Source organism: Streptomyces sp. NPDC007983, assembly GCF_042958345.1.
In the GTDB taxonomy this organism is placed as follows: Bacteria; Actinomycetota; Actinomycetes; order Streptomycetales; family Streptomycetaceae; genus Streptomyces.
This window is the reverse complement of sequence record NZ_JBIBJI010000012.1, coordinates 162915-184768: the sequence shown is the minus strand read 5'-3', so window position 1 is coordinate 184768 and position 21854 is coordinate 162915. Positions and strand designations below refer to the sequence as shown.

Below are 21854 nucleotides of genomic sequence, written 5' to 3'. Positions count from 1 at the left end.
CATCGGACTCGCAGGAGAGCAACCCACCATGACCGACACCCACACCACGAGCGCCTCCTCCCACGGACACGGTCCGTTCATCGCCGCCATCGACCAGGGCACCACGTCCAGCCGCTGCATCGTCTTCGACCGGGACGGGCGCATCGTCTCGGTCGACCAGAAGGAGCACGAACAGATTTTCCCCAAGCCGGGCTGGGTCGAACACAACGCGGCCGAGATCTGGCAGAACGTGCAGGAGGTCGTGACCGGCGCGATCACCAAGGCCGAGATCACCTCCGCCGACGTCAAGGCGATCGGCATCACCAACCAGCGCGAGACCACCCTGCTGTGGGACAAGAACACCGGTGAGCCGGTGCACAACGCGCTGGTGTGGCAGGACACCCGCACCGACGCCCTGTGCCGGGAACTGGGCCGCAACGTCGGCCAGGACCGCTTCCGCCGTGAGACGGGCCTGCCCCTGGCGTCCTACTTCGCCGGGCCCAAGATCCGCTGGCTGCTGGACAACGTCGAGGGCTTGCGCGAGCGGGCCGAGGCGGGCGAGATCCTCTTCGGCACCATGGACTCCTGGGTCATCTGGAACCTGACCGGCGGGGTCGACGGCGGGGTGCACGTCACCGACGTCACCAACGCCTCCCGCACCATGCTGATGAACCTCCACACCCTCGACTGGGATCCGAAGATCCTGGCGTCGATGGACATCCCGGCCGCCGTACTGCCGGAGATCCGTTCCTCCGCCGAGGTCTACGGGCACACCGCCGACGGCATTCTCGCGGGCGTGCCCGTCGCCTCCGCGCTCGGCGACCAGCAGGCGGCCCTGTTCGGCCAGACCTGCTTCGGCGAGGGCGAGGCCAAGTCCACGTACGGCACCGGCACCTTCCTGCTGATGAACACCGCCGACAAGCCGGTCAACTCCTACAACGGCCTGCTGACCACCGTCGGCTACCGGATCGGCGACCAGAAGCCGGTGTACGCCCTGGAGGGCTCCATCGCGGTCACCGGTTCGCTGGTGCAGTGGATGCGCGACCAGATGGGGCTGATCAACAGCGCCGCCGAGATCGAGACCCTGGCCAGCTCGGTGGAGGACAACGGCGGCGCGTACTTCGTGCCCGCGTTCTCCGGCCTGTTCGCCCCGTACTGGCGCGACGACGCGCGCGGCGTGATCGCGGGCCTGACCCGTTACGTCACCAAGGCGCACATCGCGCGGGCCGTGCTGGAGGCCACCGCCTGGCAGACCCGCGAGATCGTCGACGCGATGACCAAGGACTCCGGCGTCGAGCTGACCGCGCTCAAGGTCGACGGCGGCATGACCTCCAACAACCTGCTGATGCAGACCCTCTCGGACGCCCTCGACGCACCCGTGGTGCGCCCGATGGTCGCCGAGACCACCTGCCTCGGCGCCGCCTACGCCGCCGGCCTGGCCGTCGGCTTCTGGCCGGACACCGACGCGCTGCGCGCCAACTGGCGCCGGGCCGCCGAGTGGACCCCCCGTATGGACGCGGACATACGGGACCGCGAGTACAAGAACTGGCTCAAGGCCGTGCAGCGGACCATGGGCTGGATCGAGGACGAGGAGTAATCCCAATGACCCCCCTGCAGAGCGTTCCTTCCCTCGGGACGCACCCGGCTGCCGGTTCGAACCCGACCCGCGCCGAAACCCGGGAACAGCTGTCCAAGGCTTCGTACGACCTCCTGGTGATCGGCGGCGGCATCCTGGGCATCACCACTGCCTGGCACGCCGCGCAGTCCGGACTGCGGGTGGCCATGGTGGACGCCGGCGACTTCGCCGGCGCCACCTCCTCCGCCTCCTCCAAGCTGCTCCACGGCGGCCTGCGCTACCTCCAGACCGGCGCGGTCAAGCTCGTCGCCGAGAACCACTTCGAGCGGCGCGCCGTCTCGCGCAGCGTCGCGCCCCACCTGTCCAACCCGCTCACCTTCTACCTGCCGGTCTACAAGGGCGGCCCGCACGGCGCGGCCAAGCTGGGCGCGGGCGTCTTCGCGTACTCGGCGCTCTCCGCGTTCCGCGACGGCGTCGGCCATGTGATCAACGCCGAGAAGGCCGCGCGGGACGTCCCGGAGCTGCGCACCGAGGGGCTGCGGGCGGTCGCCGTGTACGGCGACGGGCAGATGAACGACAGCCGCATGGCCCTGATGACGGTCCGGGCCGCGGTCGACGCGGGCGCCACCGTCCTCAACCACGCCGAGGTCACCGGGCTGCGCAAGACCGGCGGCCGGGTCACCGGGGCGGAGCTGAAGGACCGCACCGACGGCACCGAGTTCGGCGTCGACGCGCGGCTGGTGCTCAACGCCACCGGCCCCTGGGTGGACCACCTGCGCCGGATGGAGGACCCGCACGCGGCGCCGTCCATCCGCCTCTCCAAGGGCGCTCACCTGGTCCTCAAGCGCACCTCCCCCTGGCGGGCGGCCCTGGCGACGCCCATTGACAAGTACCGCATCACCTTCGCCCTCCCCTGGGAGGACATGCTGCTGCTCGGCACCACCGACGAGCCGTACGAGGGCGACCCGGCCGATGTGGCGGTCAACGAGGCCGACATCACCCAGATCCTGGACGAGGCCGCCTTCTCCATCCGCGACCAGCAGCTCTCCCGCGATCTGATCACCTACTCGTTCGCGGGGCTGCGGGTGCTGCCCGGCGGCCCCGGCGACACCGCCAAGGCCAAGCGGGAGACGGTGGTCACCGAGGGCAAGGGCGGCATGCTCTCCATAGCCGGCGGCAAGTGGACCACCTTCCGCCACATCGGCCGCACCGTGATGAGCAAGCTCGCCCAGCTGCCGGGCCGTCCGCTCGCGGACGACATGGAGCCGGTCGGGCAGCTGCCCAAGCACATGCCGCTGCCGGGCCTGGCCAATCCGCACGCGGTCGCCCACCGGCTGCTGGTGGACGGCGGCACGCCCGGCCCGCGCATGGCCGCGGACACCGCGCGCCACCTGGCGACCCACTACGGTTCGCTCTCCTTCGACATCGCGCGGCTGGCGAGCGGCGACGCGGCGCTCGCCGAGCGGATCCACCCGGACGCCCCGGAGATCTGGGCCCAGGTCGTCTACGCCCGTGATCACGAGTGGGCGCAGACGGCGGACGACGTGCTGCGCCGCCGCACCACGCTGACGATCCGCGGTCTGGACGACGACGGCATCCGCGGGCGGGTCGAGGAGCTGCTGGCCAAGCGCGGCTGAGGGCATACGGGCGGCCGGGTGAGGAGACGTTTCTCCTCACCCGGCCGTCTGCTTGTCGCCGCCTGTTGCCGCTTGTCGCCGCCTGTTGCCGCTTGTCGCCGCCTGTTGCCGCTTGTCGCTGCTGTCGCTGCTTGTCGCTGTGCGGGGCGCGACCTTACTCGCGCGTTAAAAAGTTGCGGAATCACTCTTGCCTTCTTCGGCTGCGCGCGTATCAATAGCTTCCGCCCACACGTCACATGACGGACCGTCAGAGCGTGCGGGCGCAGCGCACCCCCCACAAGCCCACCGCTCACTTCCCCCACTCCGGAAGGCAGTCCCCCATGAGACGCATCAAGCTCGGGATCGGCACGGCAATGGGAGCAGCAGCACTGGCCGCCGGCGCGCTCGCGCTGGCGCCGAGCGCGGTCGCGGTCACCCCGACCACCGCGACCCTGACGGCCGACTGCGGAACGTACGGCTCCGGCCTGGCGACGCTGACGGCCACGCAGAACGGCACCGCCGCGACCATCACCCTCTCCTCGGCGGCCGTCAAGGCGCCGATCGACATTCCGGCGGGCGCGGTCGCCTCGACCTTGACCCTGTCGAAGAACGGCTCCGGCACCACGACCTTCACCGGCAACGCCAACCCGGCCATCAAGACCGGCGCCGATGTGACCACCGGCCCGCTCAAGGGCACCGTGGCCGCGGGCGACGTGCTGGCGGCCAAGTCGCTGAAGCTGGTGGTCTTCGGCCTGATCACGGTCAACTGCACCGCCACCTCGGCCCAGTCCCCGGGCCCCTTCACCTTCTGAGCCACCTCGGCGGAAGCCGGCAGCGGACCGGCGGCGTCCCCTGAAGACGCCGCCGGTCCGCGCGCGTCATAATGGACCCATACATCGGATGTTTCACCCGGAGGTCCATCATGGCGGTAACCGACGAGGCGATCGAAAAAATCAAGGGCATGATCGTCTCGGGTGCGCTGCGCCCGGGTGACCGGCTTCCCAAGGAGAGCGAGCTGGCCGCGGATCTGGGCCTGTCCCGCAATTCGCTGCGCGAGGCCGTCCGCGCGCTGTCCCTGATCCGCATCCTCGACGTACGGCAGGGCGACGGTACGTACGTCACCAGCCTCGACCCTCAGCTGCTGCTGGAGGCGCTGAGCTTCGTCGTGGACTTCCACCGGGACGACACCGTCCTGGAGTTTCTGGCGGTGCGCCGCATCCTGGAGCCCGCGGCCACGGCGCAGGCGTGCGGCCGGATCAGCGACGCCGCGCTGGACGCGCTCGGCGCACAGCTGGACGCGCTGGGGCAGACGCCGTCCGTGGAGGAGCTGGTCGCCTGCGATCTCGAATTCCACCGGGGGATCGTCCACGCGTCGGGCAATTCGGTGCTCTGCTCCCTCCTGGACGGGCTCTCCGGCCCCACGACCCGCGCCCGCGTCTGGCGCGGCCTCACGCAGGAGGACGCGGTCAGCCGCACCCTGCACGAGCACCGGGCGATCCTGGGCGCGCTCCGGGACCGGGACGCGGAGGCGGCGCGGTCGTGGGCGACGGTGCATGTGGCGAGCGTGGAGCAGTGGCTGCGCTCGACGCTGTGACGGCGGGGGGCTGCTTTCCCCACCCCGCCCCTTCCCGAACCGGGGCTCCGCCCCCGGCCCCCGCTGGGGCTCCGCCCCAGACCCTCGGCCCAATGCCCAGGAACGACCGCGCCGAGGCGCGGGGCCCGGGCGACCCACTCGGGCTTCACACTCAGACCCCTGCCCGGGCGGCTCGAGGCCGAGGACCGGCCACTCTGGGGTGCGGGGCCAGGGCGACCCACCGGGGCACCGCCCAGCCCCCGGCCCGAGGCCGAAGAACGGCCGCGCAAGGATGCGGGGCCCGGTTGACCCACTGGGGGCTTCGCCCCAGGCCCCCGGACCAAAGCCCAGGACGGCCGCGCCGAGGCACGGGCCCGACCGACCCACCGGGGCACCGCCCCCGCCCCGCGGCTCGGGGCGCCACCCCGGGCCCCTCGGACGCTCCTCCCCGGAGCCCGCCGGGGGCTTCGCCCCTGCCCCCGGCCCAATGCCCAGGACGACCGCGCCGAGGCACAGAGCCCGGCGCCCACCGGGACACTGCCCTCCCCCCTCGGGGCCCACATCAGCCCCTCGGCCGAGGCACGGGGCCCGGGCGGCCACCGGGGCGCCGCCCTCACGCACCGGGCCCAGGCCGGCGAACGGCCGCGGCGGGGTGGGCAGCGCGCTAGGTTTTCAGGCCGTACGCGCGAGTGGCGCTTGTGCCGAAGACCGAGGCGCGCTCGGCGTCGGTGAGTCCGGCCGTCGCCCGGTCGGCCAGGGCCACGACGTCCGCGTACGTCGCGGCCAGCTCGCACACCGGCCAGTCCGAGCCGAACAGCACCCGCTCCGGGCCGAACACCTCCAGCACATGGCGGGCGTAGGGCAGCACCTGCTCCGGCTTCCAGGCCGTCCAGTCGGCCTCGGTGACCAGTCCCGAGAGCTTGCAGTCGACGTTGGGCAGGGCGGCCAGTTCCGTCAGGAGGCCGGTCCACGGCTCGTGCTCGCCGCTCGCGACGGGCGGCTTCGCCGCGTGGTCGAGGACGAAGCGCACGCCGGGCAGTTCCCGTACCGCCGTGATCGCGGCGGGCAGTTCGCGCGGGGTGACCAGCAGGTCGTAGACGAGCCCCGCGTCGGCCGCGGCGGCGAGGCCGCGCCGTACGTCGGGGCGCGCCAGCCAGTCGGGGTCGGCCTCGTCCTGCACCTGGTGCCGCAGCCCGACCAGCCGGTCACCGCCCGGTCCCGCGGCCAGGGCGGCGAGCACCGCGGGCAGCTCGGGGTCGGTGAGGTCGGCCCAGCCGACGACGCCCGCGATCCGGTCCGAGGCACCCGCCAGGGCGAGGAGTTCACGGGTCTCGTCGTACGAGGAGCTGGACTGGACGAGGACGGTGGCGTCGATCCCGTGGGCGTCCAGATGCGGCAGCAGGTCCGCCGGGGTGACGGTGCGGTTGATGGGGTCGGCCCAGGGGCCGTCCATCCACGGCTGCGGCCGGCGGGACAGGTCCCACAGGTGGTGGTGGGCGTCGATTCGGCTGAGCGGCACGGAATTTCCTCGGGATCGGGCCGTCAGAGCGGCAACGGGATGTCGTCGTCGAGCAGACCGCGCTCGACCAGCGCGTGCCACAGCTCGTCGGGGATGTCGTGGCCGAACATCTCGGCGTTGTCCCGCACCTCGGCCGGGGAGGCGCAGCCGACGACGGCCGCGGCCACGGCGGGGTGGCCGAAGGGGAAGCGCAGCGCGGCGGCCCGCAGCGGCACCCCGAACTCGGCGCAGACGGCGGCGAGCCGCCGGGCCCGCTCGGCGATCTCCGGCGGCGCCTCCTCGTAGTTGTAGCGCGCGCCGGGGCGGGGGTCGGCGAGCAGGCCGGAGTTGTAGACGCCGCCGACCACCACGGAGGTGCCGCGCCGCTCGCACTCCGGCAGCAGGTCGTCGTAGGCGGTGCGCTCCAGCAGGGTCCAGCGCCCGGCGCACAGGACGACGTCCACATCGAGGTCGGCGACGAAGCGGGCGAGGATGTCGCTGTAGTTCATGCCGAAGCCGATGGCCCGGACGAGCTTCTGGTCGCGCAGTTCGGCGAGCGCCGGGAAGGCCGTCTCGTACACCTCGCGGATGTGGTTCTCCGGGTCGTGGACGTAGACGATGTCGAGGGCGTCGACCCCGAGGCGTTCCAGGGAGGACTCCAGGGAGGCGCGGATGCCGTCCCGGGAGAAGTCCCACTCGCGGACGCGGTCGGGGGTGTCCGCGAAGCCGTCCGGCTGGACGGGCTCGCCGGGCGCGCGGTCCCGCAGCCGCCGCCCCACCTTGGTGGAGAGCGTGTACGAGCCGCGCCCGGCACCTGCGAGCGCGCGCCCCAGCCGCTCCTCGGAGAGCCCGACGCCGTAGTGCGGCGCGGTGTCCAGGTAGGTGCAGCCGAGTTCCAGGGCGGTGTGGACGGTCGCCAGGGCGCGTTCCTCGGGCACGGCGGCGTACAGATTGGCCAGCGGGGCGCAGCCGAGGCCGAGGGGTGGTACGTAGACGCCCGAGCGCCCCAGTTCGCGCGTCCCTTGGGGTACCTGCGCCATGATTCCTCGCCTCTGTTCCCTGTTTCCCGGTGCTGTGCGTCAGTCCTGCTTCTCGCCGCTCGCGTAGCGGGAGATGATCAGCGCGACGATGATGATGGAGCCGTTGATGAACTGGTTCCACAGTGGCGGAACGCCGCCGAGGGTCATCACATTGACGACCAATTGCAGCGTAAGCACACCCGTGAGGGCTCCGAAGAGCGTGCCGCGGCCGCCCTTGAGGCTGATGCCGCCGATGACCGCGGCGGCGAACACCTGGAAGATCCAGCCGTTTCCCTGGGTCGCGGCGACCGAGCCGTAGTGGCCGGTGTAAAGGATTCCGGCGAAGGCGGCCAGCACGCCGCCGACGCTGAGCACGATCCAGGTGATGCGGTCGACGCGGATACCGGCGGCGCGCGCCGCCTCGGGGTTGCCGCCGATCGCGTACAGGGCGCGGCCGTGCCGCAGATAGCCCAGCGCGAGGCCGCCGAGCGCGTACAGGCCCAGGCACAGCCAGACGGCGGCGGGCGCGCCCAGCCAGTCGGCCTTGCCGAGGTAGCGGAACGACTCGGGGACGTTGACGATGGACTGGCCCTCCGCGATGCCGACCTGGAGTCCGCGCAGCATGGTGAGCATGCCCAGGGTCGCGATGAAGCCGTTGACGCGCAGCTTGAGCATCAGGAAGCCGTTGGCCGCGCCGATCAGGGCGCCGACCGCCAGGCACAGCGGAATGGCGGTCCATACGGGCAGCAGCCCGAGCCCTTCGAAGCGTGCGCCGTGCGAGGGCAGCACCAGCCAGAGGGCGATCACGGGCGCCACGGCGATGGTGGACTCCAGGGAGAGGTCCATCCGGCCGCTGATGAGGATCAGCGCCTCGCCCAGCACCAGCAGCCCCAGCTCGGTGGACTGCTGGACGACGCCGATCAGGTTGTCCTCGGTGAGGAAGGCGGGCGAGACGATGAAGCCGATCACGCCCAGGACGAAGATCACCGGGACCAGGGACAGATCGCGCCAGCGCGCGATGTCGATCCGCGGACGGCTGCGGGCCCCCGTCGCCCCGTCCGCCACCGCCTCGGCGGGCTGCTGCCGTGCGGTACCGATCATGTCTGTGGTCCTCCCGTGCGGTCTTCGGTTCCCCCGGCCGTGCCGTTCGCCGTGCCGTGCGTGCCTCGTGTGCTGGCGGTGCCCGTGGCGCCCGTGGTGCCCGAGTCGCTCGTCGTGCCCGTGTCGCTCGTCGTGCCCGGTTCCGTGATGCCTTCCATCGCGGCGACCAGCTGGCGGTCGGTCCAGCCGCTGCCGAACTCGGCGACGACCCGCCCGTGGAAGAACGCCAGGACCCGGTCGCAGACCCGCAGGTCGTCCAGCTCGTCGGAGACGATCAGCGCGCCACTCCCGGCCGCCGCGACATCCCGTACGACGCCGAGCAGGGCGTCCTTGGACTTCACGTCCACCCCGGCGGTCGGCCGGATCGCGACCAGCACGCTCGGTTCGCGGGCCAGCGCCCGGGCGATGACGACCTTCTGCTGATTGCCGCCGGACAGGCCCGAGACGGGCTGCGAGGGCCCCGAGGTCTTGATGTCGAGCGAGGTGATCATGCGCTGGGCGAAGGCGCGGGTGCGGGACGGCAGCACCGTGCCGTACGGCCCGAGCTGGTCGGTGACGGTCAGCGTGGCGTTCTCGGCGACGCTGCGGCCCAGGACCAGGCCCTGGTCGTGGCGGTCCTCCGGGACGTAGCCGATGCCCGCGTCGATGGCGTGCGGCACGCTGCCGGGGCGTACCGGCCTGCCCCGTACCAAGACCCGGCCGCCGCCCGGTTTGCGCAGGCCCACCAGGGTCTCGCCGATCGCCGTGTTGCCGCTGGCGGTCGCCCCGGCCAGACCCAGCACCTCGCCCGGCCGCACCACCAGGTCCAGCGGCGCGAACTCGTCCTCCAGGGTGAGCCCTTCGGTGCGCAGCACCGGTTCGCCGCCCTGGTCGGCCTTCCGCACGGTGACGGGAGCGTGGACGGCGGCCCGGGAGTCGCCCTCCCGGGCGGCTTCGCCGTCGCCGGTCATCGCCGCGACCAGGTCCTCCTTGGGCAGGTCGGCGACGGGGGCGGTCAGCACATGGCGGGCGTCGCGGAAGACGGTGACGGTGTCGCAGAGGTCGTAGACCTCTTGGAGGTGGTGCGAGATGAACAGGAAGGCGACACCCTGGCGGCGCAGTTCGAGCAGCTTGGTGAAGAGCCGGTCGATGCCGCCCGCGTCGAGCTGTGCGGTGGGCTCGTCGAGGATGATCAGCCGGGCGCCGAAGGACAGGGCGCGGGCGATCTCCACGAACTGCCGCTGCTCGACGCCGAGGTCCTTCGCCCGGGTCTGGGGGTCCACGTCGACGCCGTACTCCCCCAGCAGCGCCCGGGCCTCCTCGCGCAGGGCGCGCCACCGGATGCGCCCGGTGCCCTGGAAGCGGCCCAGGTAGAGGTTCTCGGCGACCGTCAGATGCGGGACCACCATCGACTTCTGGTAGACGCAGGCGACCCGGCGCTGCCAGGCCTGGGTGTCGCCGTAGCCGGGGGCGGGTTCGTCGGAGAAGGTCACCTCGCCCTCGTCCGGGCGCTCCATGCCGGTGAGGACGGACACCAGCGTGGACTTGCCCGCCCCGTTGCGTCCGACGAGGGCGTGCGCCTCCCCGGGGCGCACGGCCAGGTGGGCGTGGTCCAGGGCGACGGTGGGTCCGAAGCGTTTGACGATGCCCCGCGCCCGGACCACGGTGGGCTGTGCTGCCGCTGTCATCACTACTTCTTTTCGAGCTGGTTGGCCCACAGCTTCGGGTCGTCGACGTTCTTCTTGGTGACCAGCGGCGCCGGAAGCTGGTCCTCCAGACCGTTCTCGATCTTGACGATCTTCGAGCCGTGGTTGGTCGGTCCGGGCTTGAACTTCTCGCCGTTCAGCGCCGCCTTCGCGTAGTTCAGGGCCCACTGGGCGTAGAGGTCGGCGGGCTGGGAGAGGGTGGCGTCGATCTTCCCGGAGCGGATCGCGTCCAGCTCCTCCGGTATGCCGTCGTTGGAGATGATCGTGATGTGGCCCGTCCGGCCCGCGGGCTTGAGCAGCTTCTTCTGCTCCAGCAGCGCCAGGGTGGACTGCAGGAAGGCGCCGCCCGCCTGCATGTAGATGCCGTCGAGCTTGTGGTGCTGGGCCAGCAGGCTCTGCAGCTTCGCGGAGGCGACGTCGCCCTTCCAGTCGGTGGGCAGCTCGTGCACCGTGATGCCGGGATACTTCTTCTTCATGCAGGAGGCGAACGCCTGCGAGCGGTCGCGGCCGTTGATGGAGCTGAGGTCGCCCTGGAGTTCGGCGACCCGGCCCTTGCCGCCCAGCTGTCGGCCGAGGTATTCGCACGCCTTGGTGCCGTACGCCCGGTTGTCGGCCCGCACCACCATGTAGATCTTGCCGGAGTCGGGACGGGTGTCCACGCTGATGACGGGGATCTTCTTCTCCTCCAGCTGCTCCAGGGTGGAGGAGATGGCCCCGGTGTCCTGGGGCGCCATGACGATCGCCTTGGCGCCCTGGTCGGTGAACGCCTGGACGTTGGAGACGAGCTTGGAGATGTCGTTCTGCGAGTTGGACAGCGGGAGCGCGGAGACCGTGCCCTTGTCGATGCCCTTCTCCAGGTACTGCTGGTAGGAGTTCCAGAAGTCCGTGTCGGTGCGCGGCATGTCGATACCGACCTTGCCGCCTCCGGCGCCGTTGCTCTCACGGTTGCAGCCGGCCAGCCCGGCGACGGCGAGCAGCACGGCGCAGGCCGCGGCTCCGGTCGTGCGGAGTCTCGTCATCGAGTCCCGTCCTTGGTCGAGTGGTGCGACGTGCGTGGTGCGGGGTGCGATGGTGCGCGGTGCGGATGTCTGGTGCAGTGGTGCGGTCGTGCGGGGTGCGGTCGTGCGGGGTGCGGTCGTGCGGGGTGCGGCGCCGCGCGGGGCGGTGTGCGGTGCGGGCGCGGCGGCGCGGTGTGGTGCGGTGGCGCGGTTCGGTGCGGTGGCGCGGTTCGGTGCCGCGCGGCGCGTCGTACGGCGCGGGAGCGGCGGCCGGTGTGGGGCTCAGGTGGCCGGGCGCAGGCGCAGCCCCTGCATCCCGCCGTCGACGGCCAGCGCGGTGCCGGTGACGGCCGCGGCGGCGGGACTCGCCAGATACGCGACGGCCGCGGCGACCTCCTCGGCCGACACCAGCCGCCCGGTCGGCTGACGGGCCTCCAGGGCGGCGCGCTCGGCCGCCGGATCGGCGGCCTGGCCGAGCAGCCGCCCCACCCACGGGGTGTCGACGGTGCCGGGGTTGACGCAGTTGACGCGGACGCCCTCGCGTACGTGGTCGGCGGCCATGGCGAGGGTCAGCGACAGCACCGCGCCCTTGCTCGCGCTGTACGCGGCGCGCTGCGGCAGTCCGGCGGTGGCGGCGATCGAGCAGGTGTGGGTGATCGAGACGGCGCCGGGCCGGTCGGCCGCCGCCGCGCGCAGATGCGGCAGCGCGGCCCGCGCGGTGCGCACCAGGCCCAGCACGTTGACGTCCAGCAGCCGCTGCCACTCCTCGTCGGAGTTGTCCTCGACGGTGCCGATCGCGCCGATCCCCGCGTTGCCGACGACGGTGTGCAGGGCGCCGAATTCGGCCACCACCGCTTCCACCGCGGTCCGTACTCCCTCGTCGGAGGTGACGTCCGTCTTGACCGGCAGGGTGCCGGCCGGGGCGCCCGACGGGTCCCGGTCGAGCACGGCGACCCGCGCACCGCGGTCGCGCAGCGTGGCGGCGATGGCGGCGCCGATGCCCGAGGCGCCGCCGGTGACGAGCGCGGCCAGCCCTTCGAAGTCGCCGGTGGGGCTCAAGGGGTCTCCTCCTGTCGTACGGACTGCGGTGCCGACTGCGGCGCCGCCTGCGGTGCGGCGTTCCGGGCCTGCCATTCGGGCCCGTCGGGAAAGCGGTAGGCGGCGATCGACTCGGGGAGCATCCGGGCGGAGAAGCCCGGGGCGGCCGGTGCGCGGTACCGGCCCCCCTCGACGACCACCGGATCGGCGAAGTGCTCGTGGAGGTGGTCGACGTACTCGATGACCCGGTCCTCCCAGCTGCCCGAGACGGCCACGAAGTCGAACATGGCCAGATGCTGTACGAGTTCGCACAGCCCGACGCCGCCCGCGTGCGGGCACACCGGCACCCCGTGCTTGGCGGCGAGCAGCAGGATCGCCAGGTTCTCGTTGACCCCGGCCACGCGCGCCGCGTCGATCTGCACGAAATCGACGGCTTCGGCCTGAAGCAGCTGTTTGAAGACGACGCGGTTGGCGACATGCTCACCGGTGGCGACCTTGACCGGCTGCCCGGCGCGGATGGCGGCGTGACCGAGGACGTCGTCCGGGCTGGTCGGCTCCTCGATCCAGTGCGGGTCGTACGGCGCCAGCGCGCGCATCCAGCGCAGCGCCTCCGCGACGTCCCAGCGCTGGTTGGCGTCGACGGCTATCCGGATGTCCGGGCCGACCGCCTCGCGGGCCAGCCGCATCCGTCTGAGGTCCTCGTCGAGGTCGCCGCCCACCTTGAGCTTGATCTGATCGAAGCCGTCGGAGACCGCCTCCTGCGCCAGCTTGATCATTTTCTCGTCGGAGTAGCCGAGCCAGCCCGCCGAGGTGGTGTAGGCGGGGTAGCCGCGCTCGCGCAGGCGCGCGGCGCGCTCGGCGCGGCCGGGCTCGGCGGCGCGCAGGATCTCCAGCGCCTCGTCGCGGGTGAGGGCGTCGCTGAGATAGCGGTAGTCGACGAGGTCGGCCAGCTCCTCGGGCGACATGTCGGCCAGGAACTGCCACAGCGGCTTTCCGGCCTGCCGGGCAGCGAGGTCCCAGGCGGCGTTCACCACCGCGCCCGCCGCCATGTGCATGACGCCCTTCTCCGGGCCGAGCCAGCGCAGCTGCGAATCGTGGGTGAGGTCGCGGTAGAGGTCGGCCAGTCCGGCCGCGGTGAGCGGGGCGGGGCGGCCGACGACATGGGGGCGCAGGGAGTCGATGGCGGCGGCGGTCACGTCGTTGCCGCGGCCGATGGTGAAGACGAAACCGTGGCCTTCCGCCCCGGCGGTGCCGTCGGTGGTGTCATCGGCGTCCGTACGGAGCACCACATAGGCAGCGGAGTAGTCGGGGTCCGGATTCATGGCGTCCGAGCCGTCGAGCTGCTCCGAGGTGGGAAACCGGATGTCATGGACCTCGAACTCAGTGACGGTCGGGCGCAAACTCAATGGGGGGCTCCCTGAACGACGCGCAATAGAACATCGGACCTTTATCGGTGATCCGATGTATAGCGCTGACTTGGGGGTCTCGTCCAGAGGTGTGCCGCAACTTTCGGGAAACAGGTCGGATGAATGAGTGTGGGTTCCTGTACGGGGGCTGCGGCGGGGGCCCCTCGAAGCCGTAGGCTTGGGGCGCACGCAAACGAACTGCAACCGGGGGCGGCACCATCCCGTCCGCCCCGGTCGGAAGGAGGCGCTGGGTGATCGAGCTTGAGGGGGTTCCCGAGCTGATCGACCCGGTCATGATCTGTGCCTTCGAGGGCTGGAACGACGCCGGAGACGCCGCCTCCACCGCGGTCGGGCACCTGGACCGGGAGTGGAAGGGCGAGGTCTTCGCCTCCCTCGACGCCGAGGACTACTACGACTTCCAGGTGAACCGGCCCACCGTCGCGCTGGACAACGGGGTCCGCAAGATCACCTGGCCGACCACCCGGCTCTCCGTGGTCCGCGCGGAGGGCGGCGAGAAGACCCGCGACCTGGTGCTGGTGCGCGGTATCGAGCCGAGCATGCGGTGGCGGTCGTTCTGCAACGAGATCCTCGGCTACGCCCATGAGTTGGGCGTCGAGATGGTCGTCGTCCTCGGGGCACTGCTCGGCGACACGCCGCACACCCGGCCGGTGCCGGTCAGCGGTGTCACCTCCGACCCGGACCTGGCCCGCAGCCTCGACCTCGAGGAGACCCGCTACGAGGGGCCGACCGGCATCGTCGGCATCCTCCAGGAGGCCTGCACCCACGCCGGTGTCCCCGCGGTGAGCCTGTGGGCGGCCGTCCCGCACTACGTCTCCCAGCCGCCGAACCCGAAGGCGACCCTGGCCCTGCTGAACCGCCTCGAGGATCTGATCGGCGTCCGCATCCCGCTCGGCGAGCTGACCGAGGACGCGCGCGCCTGGCAGCTCGGCGTGGACCAACTGGCCTCGGAGGACAGCGAGGTCGCCGAGTACGTCCAGTCGCTGGAGGAGGCCCGGGACACTGCGGAGCTGCCGGAGGCGTCGGGCGAGGCGATCGCGCGCGAATTCGAGCGCTACCTGCGCCGCCGGGACGGCTCACCGGGCACGCCGGGCGGCCATGCGACGGAGACGGGCACCGGCGGCGTGGCCGACGGCCGCGAGGGCGCCCCGTACCTGCGCGACCCCGGCAGCGGCCACCCCCGCCCCCGGAAGCCGTCCGCGAAGGACGACGACGAGGGCGCTGGCGAGCCCGGCGGGAGCGACGAGGACGCGGGCAGCACCGGCCCGGACGACCGCCCGGACGACCGGGGCTGACCCCGGCGAGCGCCCGGGCCGCCCTCGGGGGACCGGGGCCCTCGGGGGACCGGGGCGAGGCAGGGCTGCGGTGAAGCCCCCAGGACCCGGGGTCCTGGGGGCTTCACTCCTGGGGTCGGGGTGCCGGGCTGAGGCGCTGAGGCCTACAGGGCTACGCCCAGCAGGGCGTCCACCGCCCGGGATACCAGGCCCGGGGCTCCCTCGTCCGGGCCGCCGGAGGACGACTGGGCGGCGGCCCAGCGGTCTACGGCCGCCAGGGCCGCCGGGGAGTCGAGGTCGTTCGCCAGGGCCTCCCGCACCTCCTCCACCAGCGCGTCCGCCGACGGGCCGTCCGGCCGGGAGACGGCGGCGCGCCAGCGGGCGAGGCGGGCCTCGGCGTCCCGCAGGACGCCGTCGGTCCACTCCCAGTCCGAGCGGTAGTGGTGGGCCAGCAGGGCGAGCCGGATGGCGGCCGGGTCGACGCCGTCGCGGCGCAGCGCGGAGACGAAGACCAGATTGCCCTTGGACTTGGACATCTTCTCGCCGTCCAGCGCGACCATCCCGGCGTGCACGTAGGACTGGGCGAACGGCCGCTCGCCGGTGAGGACCTGGGCGTGCGAGGCGCCCATCTCGTGGTGCGGGAAGGCGAGATCGGAGCCGCCGCCCTGGACGTCGAAGCCCATGCCGAGGTGGTCGAGGGCGATGGCCACGCACTCGATGTGCCAGCCGGGGCGGCCGCGGCCGAGCGAGCCGCCGTCCCAACTCGGCTCGCCCTCACGGGCGGCCACCCACAGCATCGGGTCCAGCGGGTTCTTCTTGCCCGGGCGCTCCGGGTCGCCGCCGCGCTCGGCGGACAGCAGCCGCATGGCCTCGGCGTCGAGGCGGCTGACCGAGCCGAAGGCGGGGTCCGACTCCACGGAGAAGTAGATGTCGCCCTCGACCTCGTAGGCCGCGCCCGCGTCCCGCAGCCGCTCCACCAGCGGCACGATCCCCGGTATGGACTCGACGGCGCCGATGTAGTGGCGCGGGGGCAGCATCCGCAGGGCCGTCATGTCCTCGCGGAAGAGGGCGGTCTCGCGCTCGGCGAGGGCCGTCCAGTCGTCGCCGTTCGCCACGGCCCGCTCCAGCAGCGGATCGTCGATATCGGTGACGTTCTGGACGTAGTGGACCTGGCGCTTGGTGTCGAGCCACACGCGCTGAACGAGGTCGAACGCGTTGTAGGTCGCCGCATGACCCATGTGGGTCGCGTCGTACGGCGTGATGCCGCAGACGTAGATGCGGGCGACGGGGCCGGGGGTGAGGGTGATCGGTCCCCCGGTCGCGGTGTCGTGGATCCTCAGGTCGCGGCCTCTGCCAGGCAGGGCGGGAACCTCGGAAGCGGGCCAGGCATACATGCAATGAGCGTAACCGGATGCCAGTTCCGGATACGAACCGGACCGGCCCCGCTGACCGTTTGTTGGCCGGATAGGCGGTCTTGCGCATTCGGCCGCGAGCTGCTTTGCGGCCGCTCCGTAGCCGCCCCGTGAGCCCTCGGCTCAGACCGGCGGCCACGGAATGGCGGGCCACTGGCCGCTGGGCGCGGGGTGCACCCCGGTCCGCAGCAGGGCCGCCACCCGGGCCCGCAGCGCCTCGATCTCGGCCTCGGTGATCAGCTTCGCCAGCCGGGCGTGGAGCGGGCCGTCGTCGGCGAGCTGGTCCGCCAGCCGCCGCAGCACCTCCAGCATGTCGTCCGGCAGCGGCTCCCCGGCCCACCCCCACAGCAGGGTGCGCAGCTTGTCCTCGGCGTTGAAGGTCACACCGTGATCAATCGCATAGAGCCGGCCACCCGCGGCGGGCAGCAGATGGCCGCCCTTGCGGTCGCCGTTGTTGATCACCGCGTCGAGTACGGCCAGCCGCCGCAGCCGTACGTCATCGGCGTGCACCAGCAGCGCGGTGCGGCCCTCGCCGACCTCCGCGAAGCCGACCGCCTTCCAGCCGGGGCCCGGCTCGTCGCCCTCGACGAGCGCGAGCAGTTCGGTTCCGTCGGCGGCCGACTCGCCGGTGCCGTCGAACTCATCGGAGCCCTGGGGCTCGCCGTCGGCCACCTCGACCCACAGCTGGCACATGCCCTGCCCGTACGGCCCGTCGCGCAGCACGGTGGGCGGGACCAGGCCCCAGCCGGTCGCCTCGGAAATCTCGTACGCCGCGACCTCGCGCTGCGCGAGCGTGCCGTCCGGAAAGTCCCACAGCGGCCGCTCCCCCGCCACCGGCTTGTAGACGCAGGGGGCGCTGTGGCCCTCGTACTCGACCGTGCAGTAGAGCACCGCGTTGGACGCCTCGCGGACCCGGCCGCGCACCGTCAGCTCGCCCCGGGCCAGCAGCTCGGACGGCTCGGGGGGCGTCAGGCTTCGCGGCGGTATCCGTTCTGGCGCGGACATACGTGTCCTTCCGGGTCGAGCGGCAGGCTGCACAGCGGGCAGGGCGGCCGGCCGGCGTTGACGACGTCCAGCGCCCGCTTGGCGAAGGCGCGTGCCTGGGTGCCGGTGAGCCGCACCCGCAGCATGGGAGGCCCGTTCACGTCGTCCTGCAGGAGCCGTTCCTCGGCCTCGGCGAGGTCCTCCTCGGACTCGGCTTCCAGCTCGACGAGCGCCTGCGCCTCCACGATCATGCGCTGCTCCTCGCCGTCCCAGGCGAGGGCCATGGTGCCGACGCGGAATTCCTCTTCCACGGGGGCGTCCAGCGGTGCGGTGTCGCTGAGTTCGGAGGGGGCGACGGCCGGTACCGGCGCATTGCCGCCGGTGCGCCGCACCACCTCGTCGAGCAGCTCGTCTATCCGCTCGGCAAGCGCCGCGACCTGGGTCTTCTCCAGTGCCACGCTGGTGGTTCGGCCACCCGCGGACGCCTGCAGGAAAAAGGTACGGCGGCCAGGCAGCCCGACCGTACCGGCGACGAATCGGTCCGGCGGGTCATAGAGGAACACCTGACGGGACAACGTCCTGCTCCATTTGCGTCGACGGGTCGGCTGGTTGACTACGGGGTCGCGGCTGCCGCGGCGCGGCCGCGCCGCGGGACCACCCTACTGCGCCCGGAGATCATGGTGCCCCCGCGTCGCCGCCCACCGCCGCGTCCCCGCCACGGTCGGCGGGGGCGTCCGCCCGGGGCGCGAGCCCCGCGAAGTCGCCGGTGTCCCCCAGCCGTACGACGAAGGGGCGGGTGGGGGTGTAGCGGATCGCGGTGACCGAGCAGGGCTCGACCGAGATCCGCTGGAAGAGGTCGAGGTGGAGGCCGAGCGCGTCCGCAACGATCGCCTTGATGATGTCGCCGTGCGAGCACATCAGGTAGGTCGCGTCGGCGCCGTGCTCCTCCTCGACCCGGGCGTTCCAGTCGCGCACCGCGTCGACCGCGCGCGCCTGCATGGCGCGCATGGACTCGCCCCCGGGGAAGGCGGCGGCGGACGGATGCTGCTGGACGATGTTCATCAGCGGTTCATCGGCCAGCTCGGCGAGTTTGCGGCCCGACCAGTCGCCGTAGTGGCACTCCCCGATCCGCTCCTCGGCGTGCAGCGGCAGTTCGGGGCGGGCGGCGAGCAGCGGGGCCAGCGTCTCCTGGCAGCGCTGGAGCGGGCTGGCGACGGCGGCGGCGAGCGGCAGCCCGGCGAGCCGCCCGGGGAGCGCCGCGGCCTGGGCGGCGCCGCGCTCGTCGAGGGCGACGCCGGGGGTCCAGCCCGCGAGGACGCCGGCCGTGTTCGCGGTGGACCGGCCGTGCCGGACGAGGATCAGCGTGGGCATGCCTGCCACCCTACGACCCCTCCGGGCCCGCTCAGGGAGGGTGTGCGCCCGTCGTGTGCGCTTCCCCCCGGTGCGCTTCTTACCCGGGCGAGGCACAATGCCCCGCGTGATCGTGGATTGTGCCATCTACCAGGACGGGTGCCGCACCGAGGGACCCGCCGACTTCTCCGACGCCCTGGACCAGGCGCGTCTGACCGGGGACTCCTTCCTCTGGATCGGGCTGCACGAGCCGACGGAGAAGGAGTTCGAGCTGGTCACCAGCGAGTTCGGGCTGCACCCGCTGGCCGTGGAGGACGCGCTGACCGCGCACCAGCGGCCCAAGCTGGAGATCTATGACGACTCGCTGTTCCTCGTGCTCAAGCCGGTCCAGTACGAGGAGAAGGCCGGGACCGTCACCGCCGGTGAGCTGATGGTGTTCGTCGGTGACTCCTTCGTGGTGACCGTACGGCACGGCGAGGCCAATCCGCTGAGCACGGTGCGGGAGCGGCTGGAGCAGACCCCCGATGTGCTCCAGCACGGTCCGACGGCGGTGATGTACGCGGTCGCCGACGCGGTCGTGGACCACTACCTGGACGTCGCGGACGCCCTCCACGAGGACCTGGACGGCCTGGAGACCGAGGTGTTCGCACCGGACGGCAGCGGGGGCCAGAACACGGCGGGCCGGATCTACGCCTTCAAGCGCGAGGTGCTCGAATTCCGCCGCGCCACGGGCCCGTTGGCGGAGCCGATGACCCGGCTCGCGGGCGCGGGGGTGCCGTTCGTCCACGAGGGCTCGCGGCCGTTCTTCCGCGACGTCAGCGACCATCTGACCCGGGTGAACGAGCATGTGGAGGGCCTGGACCGGCTGCTGTCGGACATCCTCTCGGCCCATCTGGCGCAGATGGGCGTGCGGCAGAACGACGACATGCGGAAGATCTCCGCGTGGGCGGCGATGGCGGCGGTGCCGACGCTGATCGCCGGCATCTACGGCATGAACTTCACGCACATGTGGGAGCTGCGCCAGCCGTGGGGCTATCCGGCCGCGCTGGGGCTGATGGCCGGAGTGATCGCGCTGCTGTACCGCATGTTCAAGCGGCGCGGCTGGCTCTGAACGGGCCGTCGGCTGGCTCTGAACGGGCCGTACGCGGCCCGTACGCCGCCGCAGGTCGCCGTGGGGGCGGGGTCGGCTCAGGCGAACTCGGGCGCCTCGGGGGCGGCCGTCTCCGTGGCCCCCATCGCGTCCCGCCGCTCGGGCATCCGCAGCGTCACCATGCGGCGCCAGGCGCCCAGCCGCTCGTACCCGTACCCGGCCTTGATGCCCGCCGTCAGCACCGAGGTCTTCCGTTTCGACCAGCCGAGGATGCGCCCCATCTGCGTCAGCACGGCGAGGCTGACGCACCGGTGAACCTCCATTTCGACGAGCGCGCACTCCCGTAGCGCCCGCTGGATGGTCCGGCCGTACCCGGCGGCGGCCAGCCGCAGCAACTCCTCGTGGCAGTAGGCGAGGTGGTTCTCCTCGTCCTTGGCGATCATCGTGACCGCCCGGCCGACCTCCGGATGGTCGCCGAAGCAGTCGCGCAACATGGTCATCTGCGCGGCGGCGCGCTGCTCGGTGACCCGGCTGTGGGCGAGGTAGAGGACGATGTCGTGCTCGGTGAGCGGTTCGTCGCGGCGCAGCTTCTCGTGGGCGAGGCCGACGCCGCGGGCCTCCAGCAGCATGGTGTAGTCCGTCGCCCACGGCACCTCCACCGGTTCCAGGCCGCGCTTGCGGAGCAGGGCGTTGAAGATCCGGCCGTGCTTGTCCTCGTCCGCGCCATGGCGGATGATCTTGGGCGCGAGGGCACGCTGGCTGTCGGGCACGAGCGCGGCGATCCGGCCGTTCTCCCAGCCGCCCTGCGCCTCGCCGCTGGCCGCGATGGAGCAGAACAGCCGGAACGACTCGTCGTTCCCGAGGATCTCCTGGAAGACGCTTTTCGCCGAGAGCATGACTGCCACCTCCGGGCACGGCATGCGCGATGGTCGCGATGTCCGCACTGAAAAGAGTCAAATGCCGGGTATCGGCAGTGGCAACAGGTGGGGCGTCCGGCTCATCCGTACGAGGGAATCACGAGCGAATACGGAGGGCCCCGCCGGACGCGTAACCCGGCGGCACCGGAGGCGTTGTGCTCGGTGACGGCCGTGGCGGGGAAGACCCCCGAGCCCCCACCACGGCCGCGGAAACATCCGCCGCGCGAGCCCGGCTACGCCAGCCCCGCGCGCTCCAGCGCCTCGACACCGGCCCGCAGCCCGGCCACCCGCTCCTCCAGCGTGAATCCCGCGGGGCTGAGCGACAGGGTGGTGACACCGGCCTCGGCGTACGCCCGCATCCGGTCGGCGATGCGCTCGACCGGGCCGAGCAGCGTGGTGGAGTCGATCAGCTCGTGCGGGACGGCCGCGGCAGCGCCCTCCTTGTCCCCGGCCAGGTACTTCTCCTGGATCTCGGCGGCCTCCTTCTCGTACCCCATGCGCTGGGCGAGCTTGTTGTAGAAGTTCTGCTTGGCGCTGCCCATGCCGCCCACGTAGAGCGCGGTGTACGGGCGGAACTGGTCGGCGAGGCCGCGGACGTCCTCGCCCACCGCGAGCGGGACGGTGGGCACCAGGTCGAAGCCGTCGAGGGTCTTGCCCGCCTTCTCCCGGCCCGCCCGCAGCGAGCCGAGGGTGGTCGCCTCGGCGTGCTCGGGGGCGAAGAAGATGACCAGCGCGCCGTCGGCGATCTCGCCGGTCTGCTCCAGGTTCTTCGGGCCGATGGCCGCGATGTAGAGCGGGATGTACTCGCGCACCGGGTGCACGGTGAGCTTGATGGGCTTGCCCGGACCGCCGGGCAGCGGCAGGGTCCAGTTGGCGCCCTCGTGGGTCAGCCGCTCGCGCGACATCGCCTTGCGGATGATCTCCACGTACTCGCGGGTGCGGGCGAGCGGCTTGTCGAACCGCACGCCGTACCAGCCCTCCGAGACCTGCGGCCCCGAGACGCCGAGGCCGAGGCGGAACCGGCCGCCGGAGAGGGAGTCGAGGGTGGCGGCGGTCATCGCCGTCATCGCGGGCGTACGGGCCGGGATCTGGAAGATGGCCGAGCCGACGTCGATGCGCTCGGTCTGCGCGGCGACCCACGAGAGCACGGTGGCGGCATCCGATCCGTACGCCTCCGCGGCCCAGCAGACCGAGTAGCCGAGCCGGTCGGCCTCGCGCGCCACCGCGAGGTTGTCCGCGTCCATCCCGGCGCCCCAGTAGCCGAGGTTGATTCCGAGCCGCATACCCATGGTGCCGCACCTCTTACTGATCAGTAACGTC

General features: G+C 72.2%; 19 protein-coding genes. 6 read left to right on the top strand and 13 right to left on the bottom strand.

Features of this window, described 5'->3' with window-relative positions; genetic code table 11:
* The first annotated feature begins 28 nt into the window (after positions 1-28).
* From glpK to ACFZCY_RS31115, 4 genes are all read left to right on the top strand, one after another.
* Positions 29-1576: a glycerol kinase GlpK gene (gene glpK, locus ACFZCY_RS31130; RefSeq protein WP_391180597.1), complete on the top strand. Its 1548-nt coding sequence runs from the start codon at positions 29-31 to the stop codon at positions 1574-1576.
* A gap of 5 nt (positions 1577-1581) precedes the next feature.
* Positions 1582-3192 carry an FAD-dependent oxidoreductase gene (locus ACFZCY_RS31125; protein WP_391180594.1) on the top strand — a complete coding sequence of 537 codons (1611 nt, stop codon included), beginning with the start codon at positions 1582-1584 and terminating at the stop codon, positions 3190-3192.
* Positions 3193-3512: 320 nt separating this feature from the next.
* Entirely contained in the window at positions 3513-3983 is a 471-nt protein-coding gene (locus tag ACFZCY_RS31120; protein WP_391180592.1) for a hypothetical protein, read from the top strand.
* Positions 3984-4093: 110 nt separating this feature from the next.
* The gene (locus ACFZCY_RS31115; protein ID WP_361479453.1) at positions 4094-4765 is read left to right on the top strand and encodes a FadR/GntR family transcriptional regulator; all 672 of its coding nucleotides are present in this window, start codon (positions 4094-4096) and stop codon (positions 4763-4765) included.
* A 643-nt stretch (positions 4766-5408) separates the two neighbouring features.
* Here the strand turns inward: ACFZCY_RS31115 and ACFZCY_RS31110 are convergent.
* The 7 genes from ACFZCY_RS31110 to ACFZCY_RS31080 all read right to left on the bottom strand — a co-directional run bounded on the left by ACFZCY_RS31110 (position 5409) and on the right by ACFZCY_RS31080 (position 13483).
* Positions 5409-6263 carry an amidohydrolase family protein gene (locus ACFZCY_RS31110; RefSeq protein ID WP_391180589.1) on the bottom strand — a complete coding sequence of 285 codons (855 nt, stop codon included), beginning with the start codon at positions 6261-6263 and terminating at the stop codon, positions 5409-5411.
* A 23-nt stretch (positions 6264-6286) separates the two neighbouring features.
* A complete protein-coding gene (locus ACFZCY_RS31105; protein ID WP_391180586.1) occupies positions 6287-7282 on the bottom strand; it encodes an aldo/keto reductase in 996 nt (331 codons plus the stop codon).
* Positions 7283-7321: 39 nt separating this feature from the next.
* Positions 7322-8362 (bottom strand): ABC transporter permease, encoded by a 1041-nt coding sequence (locus ACFZCY_RS31100; RefSeq protein ID WP_391180584.1) that lies wholly within the window; start codon positions 8360-8362, stop codon positions 7322-7324.
* Positions 8359-10029 carry an ATP-binding cassette domain-containing protein gene (locus ACFZCY_RS31095; RefSeq protein WP_391180581.1) on the bottom strand — a complete coding sequence of 557 codons (1671 nt, stop codon included), beginning with the start codon at positions 10027-10029 and terminating at the stop codon, positions 8359-8361. Before ACFZCY_RS31095 ends, ACFZCY_RS31100 begins: the two co-directional genes overlap by 4 nt.
* 2 nt (positions 10030-10031) lie before the next feature.
* Positions 10032-11066, bottom strand: coding sequence for a substrate-binding domain-containing protein (locus ACFZCY_RS31090; protein WP_391180578.1), 1035 nt, complete (start codon positions 11064-11066; stop codon positions 10032-10034).
* 261 nt (positions 11067-11327) lie between these two features.
* Complete coding sequence (locus tag ACFZCY_RS31085) at positions 11328-12104, bottom strand: SDR family oxidoreductase (protein ID WP_361479438.1); 777 nt, start codon at positions 12102-12104, stop codon at positions 11328-11330.
* Positions 12101-13483, bottom strand: coding sequence for an enolase C-terminal domain-like protein (locus ACFZCY_RS31080; RefSeq protein WP_391180791.1), 1383 nt, complete (start codon positions 13481-13483; stop codon positions 12101-12103). The genes ACFZCY_RS31085 and ACFZCY_RS31080 overlap by 4 nt, the downstream gene beginning before the upstream one ends.
* A 257-nt stretch (positions 13484-13740) precedes the next feature.
* Between ACFZCY_RS31080 and ACFZCY_RS31075 the strand changes: the two genes are divergently transcribed.
* Positions 13741-14802: a PAC2 family protein gene (locus ACFZCY_RS31075; RefSeq protein WP_391180574.1), complete on the top strand. Its 1062-nt coding sequence runs from the start codon at positions 13741-13743 to the stop codon at positions 14800-14802.
* 143 nt (positions 14803-14945) lie between these two features.
* Here ACFZCY_RS31075 and mshC read toward each other — a convergent pair whose 3' ends face one another.
* The 4 genes from mshC to ACFZCY_RS31055 form a co-directional block, all read right to left on the bottom strand.
* Entirely contained in the window at positions 14946-16175 is a 1230-nt protein-coding gene (mshC, locus tag ACFZCY_RS31070) for a cysteine--1-D-myo-inosityl 2-amino-2-deoxy-alpha-D-glucopyranoside ligase (protein WP_391180571.1), read from the bottom strand.
* 141 nt (positions 16176-16316) lie between these two features.
* Positions 16317-17198: an SCO1664 family protein gene (locus ACFZCY_RS31065; protein WP_391180569.1), complete on the bottom strand. Its 882-nt coding sequence runs from the start codon at positions 17196-17198 to the stop codon at positions 16317-16319.
* Positions 17162-17752: a DUF3090 domain-containing protein gene (locus tag ACFZCY_RS31060; protein ID WP_055553352.1), complete on the bottom strand. Its 591-nt coding sequence runs from the start codon at positions 17750-17752 to the stop codon at positions 17162-17164. The genes ACFZCY_RS31065 and ACFZCY_RS31060 overlap by 37 nt, the downstream gene beginning before the upstream one ends.
* Positions 17753-17852: 100 nt before the next feature.
* Positions 17853-18548, bottom strand: coding sequence for an MSMEG_4193 family putative phosphomutase (locus ACFZCY_RS31055; RefSeq protein WP_391180564.1), 696 nt, complete (start codon positions 18546-18548; stop codon positions 17853-17855).
* Positions 18549-18645: 97 nt separating this feature from the next.
* Between ACFZCY_RS31055 and ACFZCY_RS31050 the strand changes: the two genes are divergently transcribed.
* Positions 18646-19638, top strand: coding sequence for a CorA family divalent cation transporter (locus tag ACFZCY_RS31050; protein WP_391180562.1), 993 nt, complete (start codon positions 18646-18648; stop codon positions 19636-19638).
* 77 nt (positions 19639-19715) lie between these two features.
* Here ACFZCY_RS31050 and ACFZCY_RS31045 read toward each other — a convergent pair whose 3' ends face one another.
* Together ACFZCY_RS31045 and ACFZCY_RS31040 are read right to left on the bottom strand one after the other, a co-directional pair.
* On the bottom strand, positions 19716-20513 hold the full coding sequence (locus ACFZCY_RS31045; protein ID WP_391180559.1) for a ferritin-like domain-containing protein: 798 nt from the start codon (positions 20511-20513) through the stop codon (positions 19716-19718).
* Positions 20514-20767: 254 nt separating this feature from the next.
* A complete protein-coding gene (locus ACFZCY_RS31040) occupies positions 20768-21817 on the bottom strand; it encodes an LLM class F420-dependent oxidoreductase (RefSeq protein ID WP_391180788.1) in 1050 nt (349 codons plus the stop codon).
* Positions 21818-21854 lie beyond the last annotated feature (37 nt).

What these genes read in the sequence shown, in the direction of transcription:
- ACFZCY_RS31105 (WP_391180586.1), bottom strand. Translation starts at nt 7,282, where the DNA reads ATGGCGCAGGTACCCCAAGGGACGCGCGAACTGGGGCGCTCGGGCGTC.
- ACFZCY_RS31050 (WP_391180562.1), top strand. Translation starts at nt 18,646, where the DNA reads ATGCCCCGCGTGATCGTGGATTGTGCCATCTACCAGGACGGGTGCCGC.
- ACFZCY_RS31055 (WP_391180564.1), bottom strand. Translation starts at nt 18,548, where the DNA reads ATGCCCACGCTGATCCTCGTCCGGCACGGCCGGTCCACCGCGAACACG.
- ACFZCY_RS31100 (WP_391180584.1), bottom strand. Translation starts at nt 8,362, where the DNA reads ATGATCGGTACCGCACGGCAGCAGCCCGCCGAGGCGGTGGCGGACGGG.
- ACFZCY_RS31125 (WP_391180594.1), top strand. Translation starts at nt 1,582, where the DNA reads ATGACCCCCCTGCAGAGCGTTCCTTCCCTCGGGACGCACCCGGCTGCC.
- mshC (WP_391180571.1), bottom strand. Translation starts at nt 16,175, where the DNA reads ATGTATGCCTGGCCCGCTTCCGAGGTTCCCGCCCTGCCTGGCAGAGGC.
- ACFZCY_RS31045 (WP_391180559.1), bottom strand. Translation starts at nt 20,513, where the DNA reads ATGCTCTCGGCGAAAAGCGTCTTCCAGGAGATCCTCGGGAACGACGAG.
- ACFZCY_RS31115 (WP_361479453.1), top strand. Translation starts at nt 4,094, where the DNA reads ATGGCGGTAACCGACGAGGCGATCGAAAAAATCAAGGGCATGATCGTC.
- ACFZCY_RS31120 (WP_391180592.1), top strand. Translation starts at nt 3,513, where the DNA reads ATGAGACGCATCAAGCTCGGGATCGGCACGGCAATGGGAGCAGCAGCA.
- glpK (WP_391180597.1), top strand. Translation starts at nt 29, where the DNA reads ATGACCGACACCCACACCACGAGCGCCTCCTCCCACGGACACGGTCCG.
- ACFZCY_RS31065 (WP_391180569.1), bottom strand. Translation starts at nt 17,198, where the DNA reads ATGTCCGCGCCAGAACGGATACCGCCGCGAAGCCTGACGCCCCCCGAG.
- ACFZCY_RS31095 (WP_391180581.1), bottom strand. Translation starts at nt 10,029, where the DNA reads ATGACAGCGGCAGCACAGCCCACCGTGGTCCGGGCGCGGGGCATCGTC.
- ACFZCY_RS31090 (WP_391180578.1), bottom strand. Translation starts at nt 11,066, where the DNA reads ATGACGAGACTCCGCACGACCGGAGCCGCGGCCTGCGCCGTGCTGCTC.
- ACFZCY_RS31040 (WP_391180788.1), bottom strand. Translation starts at nt 21,817, where the DNA reads ATGCGGCTCGGAATCAACCTCGGCTACTGGGGCGCCGGGATGGACGCG.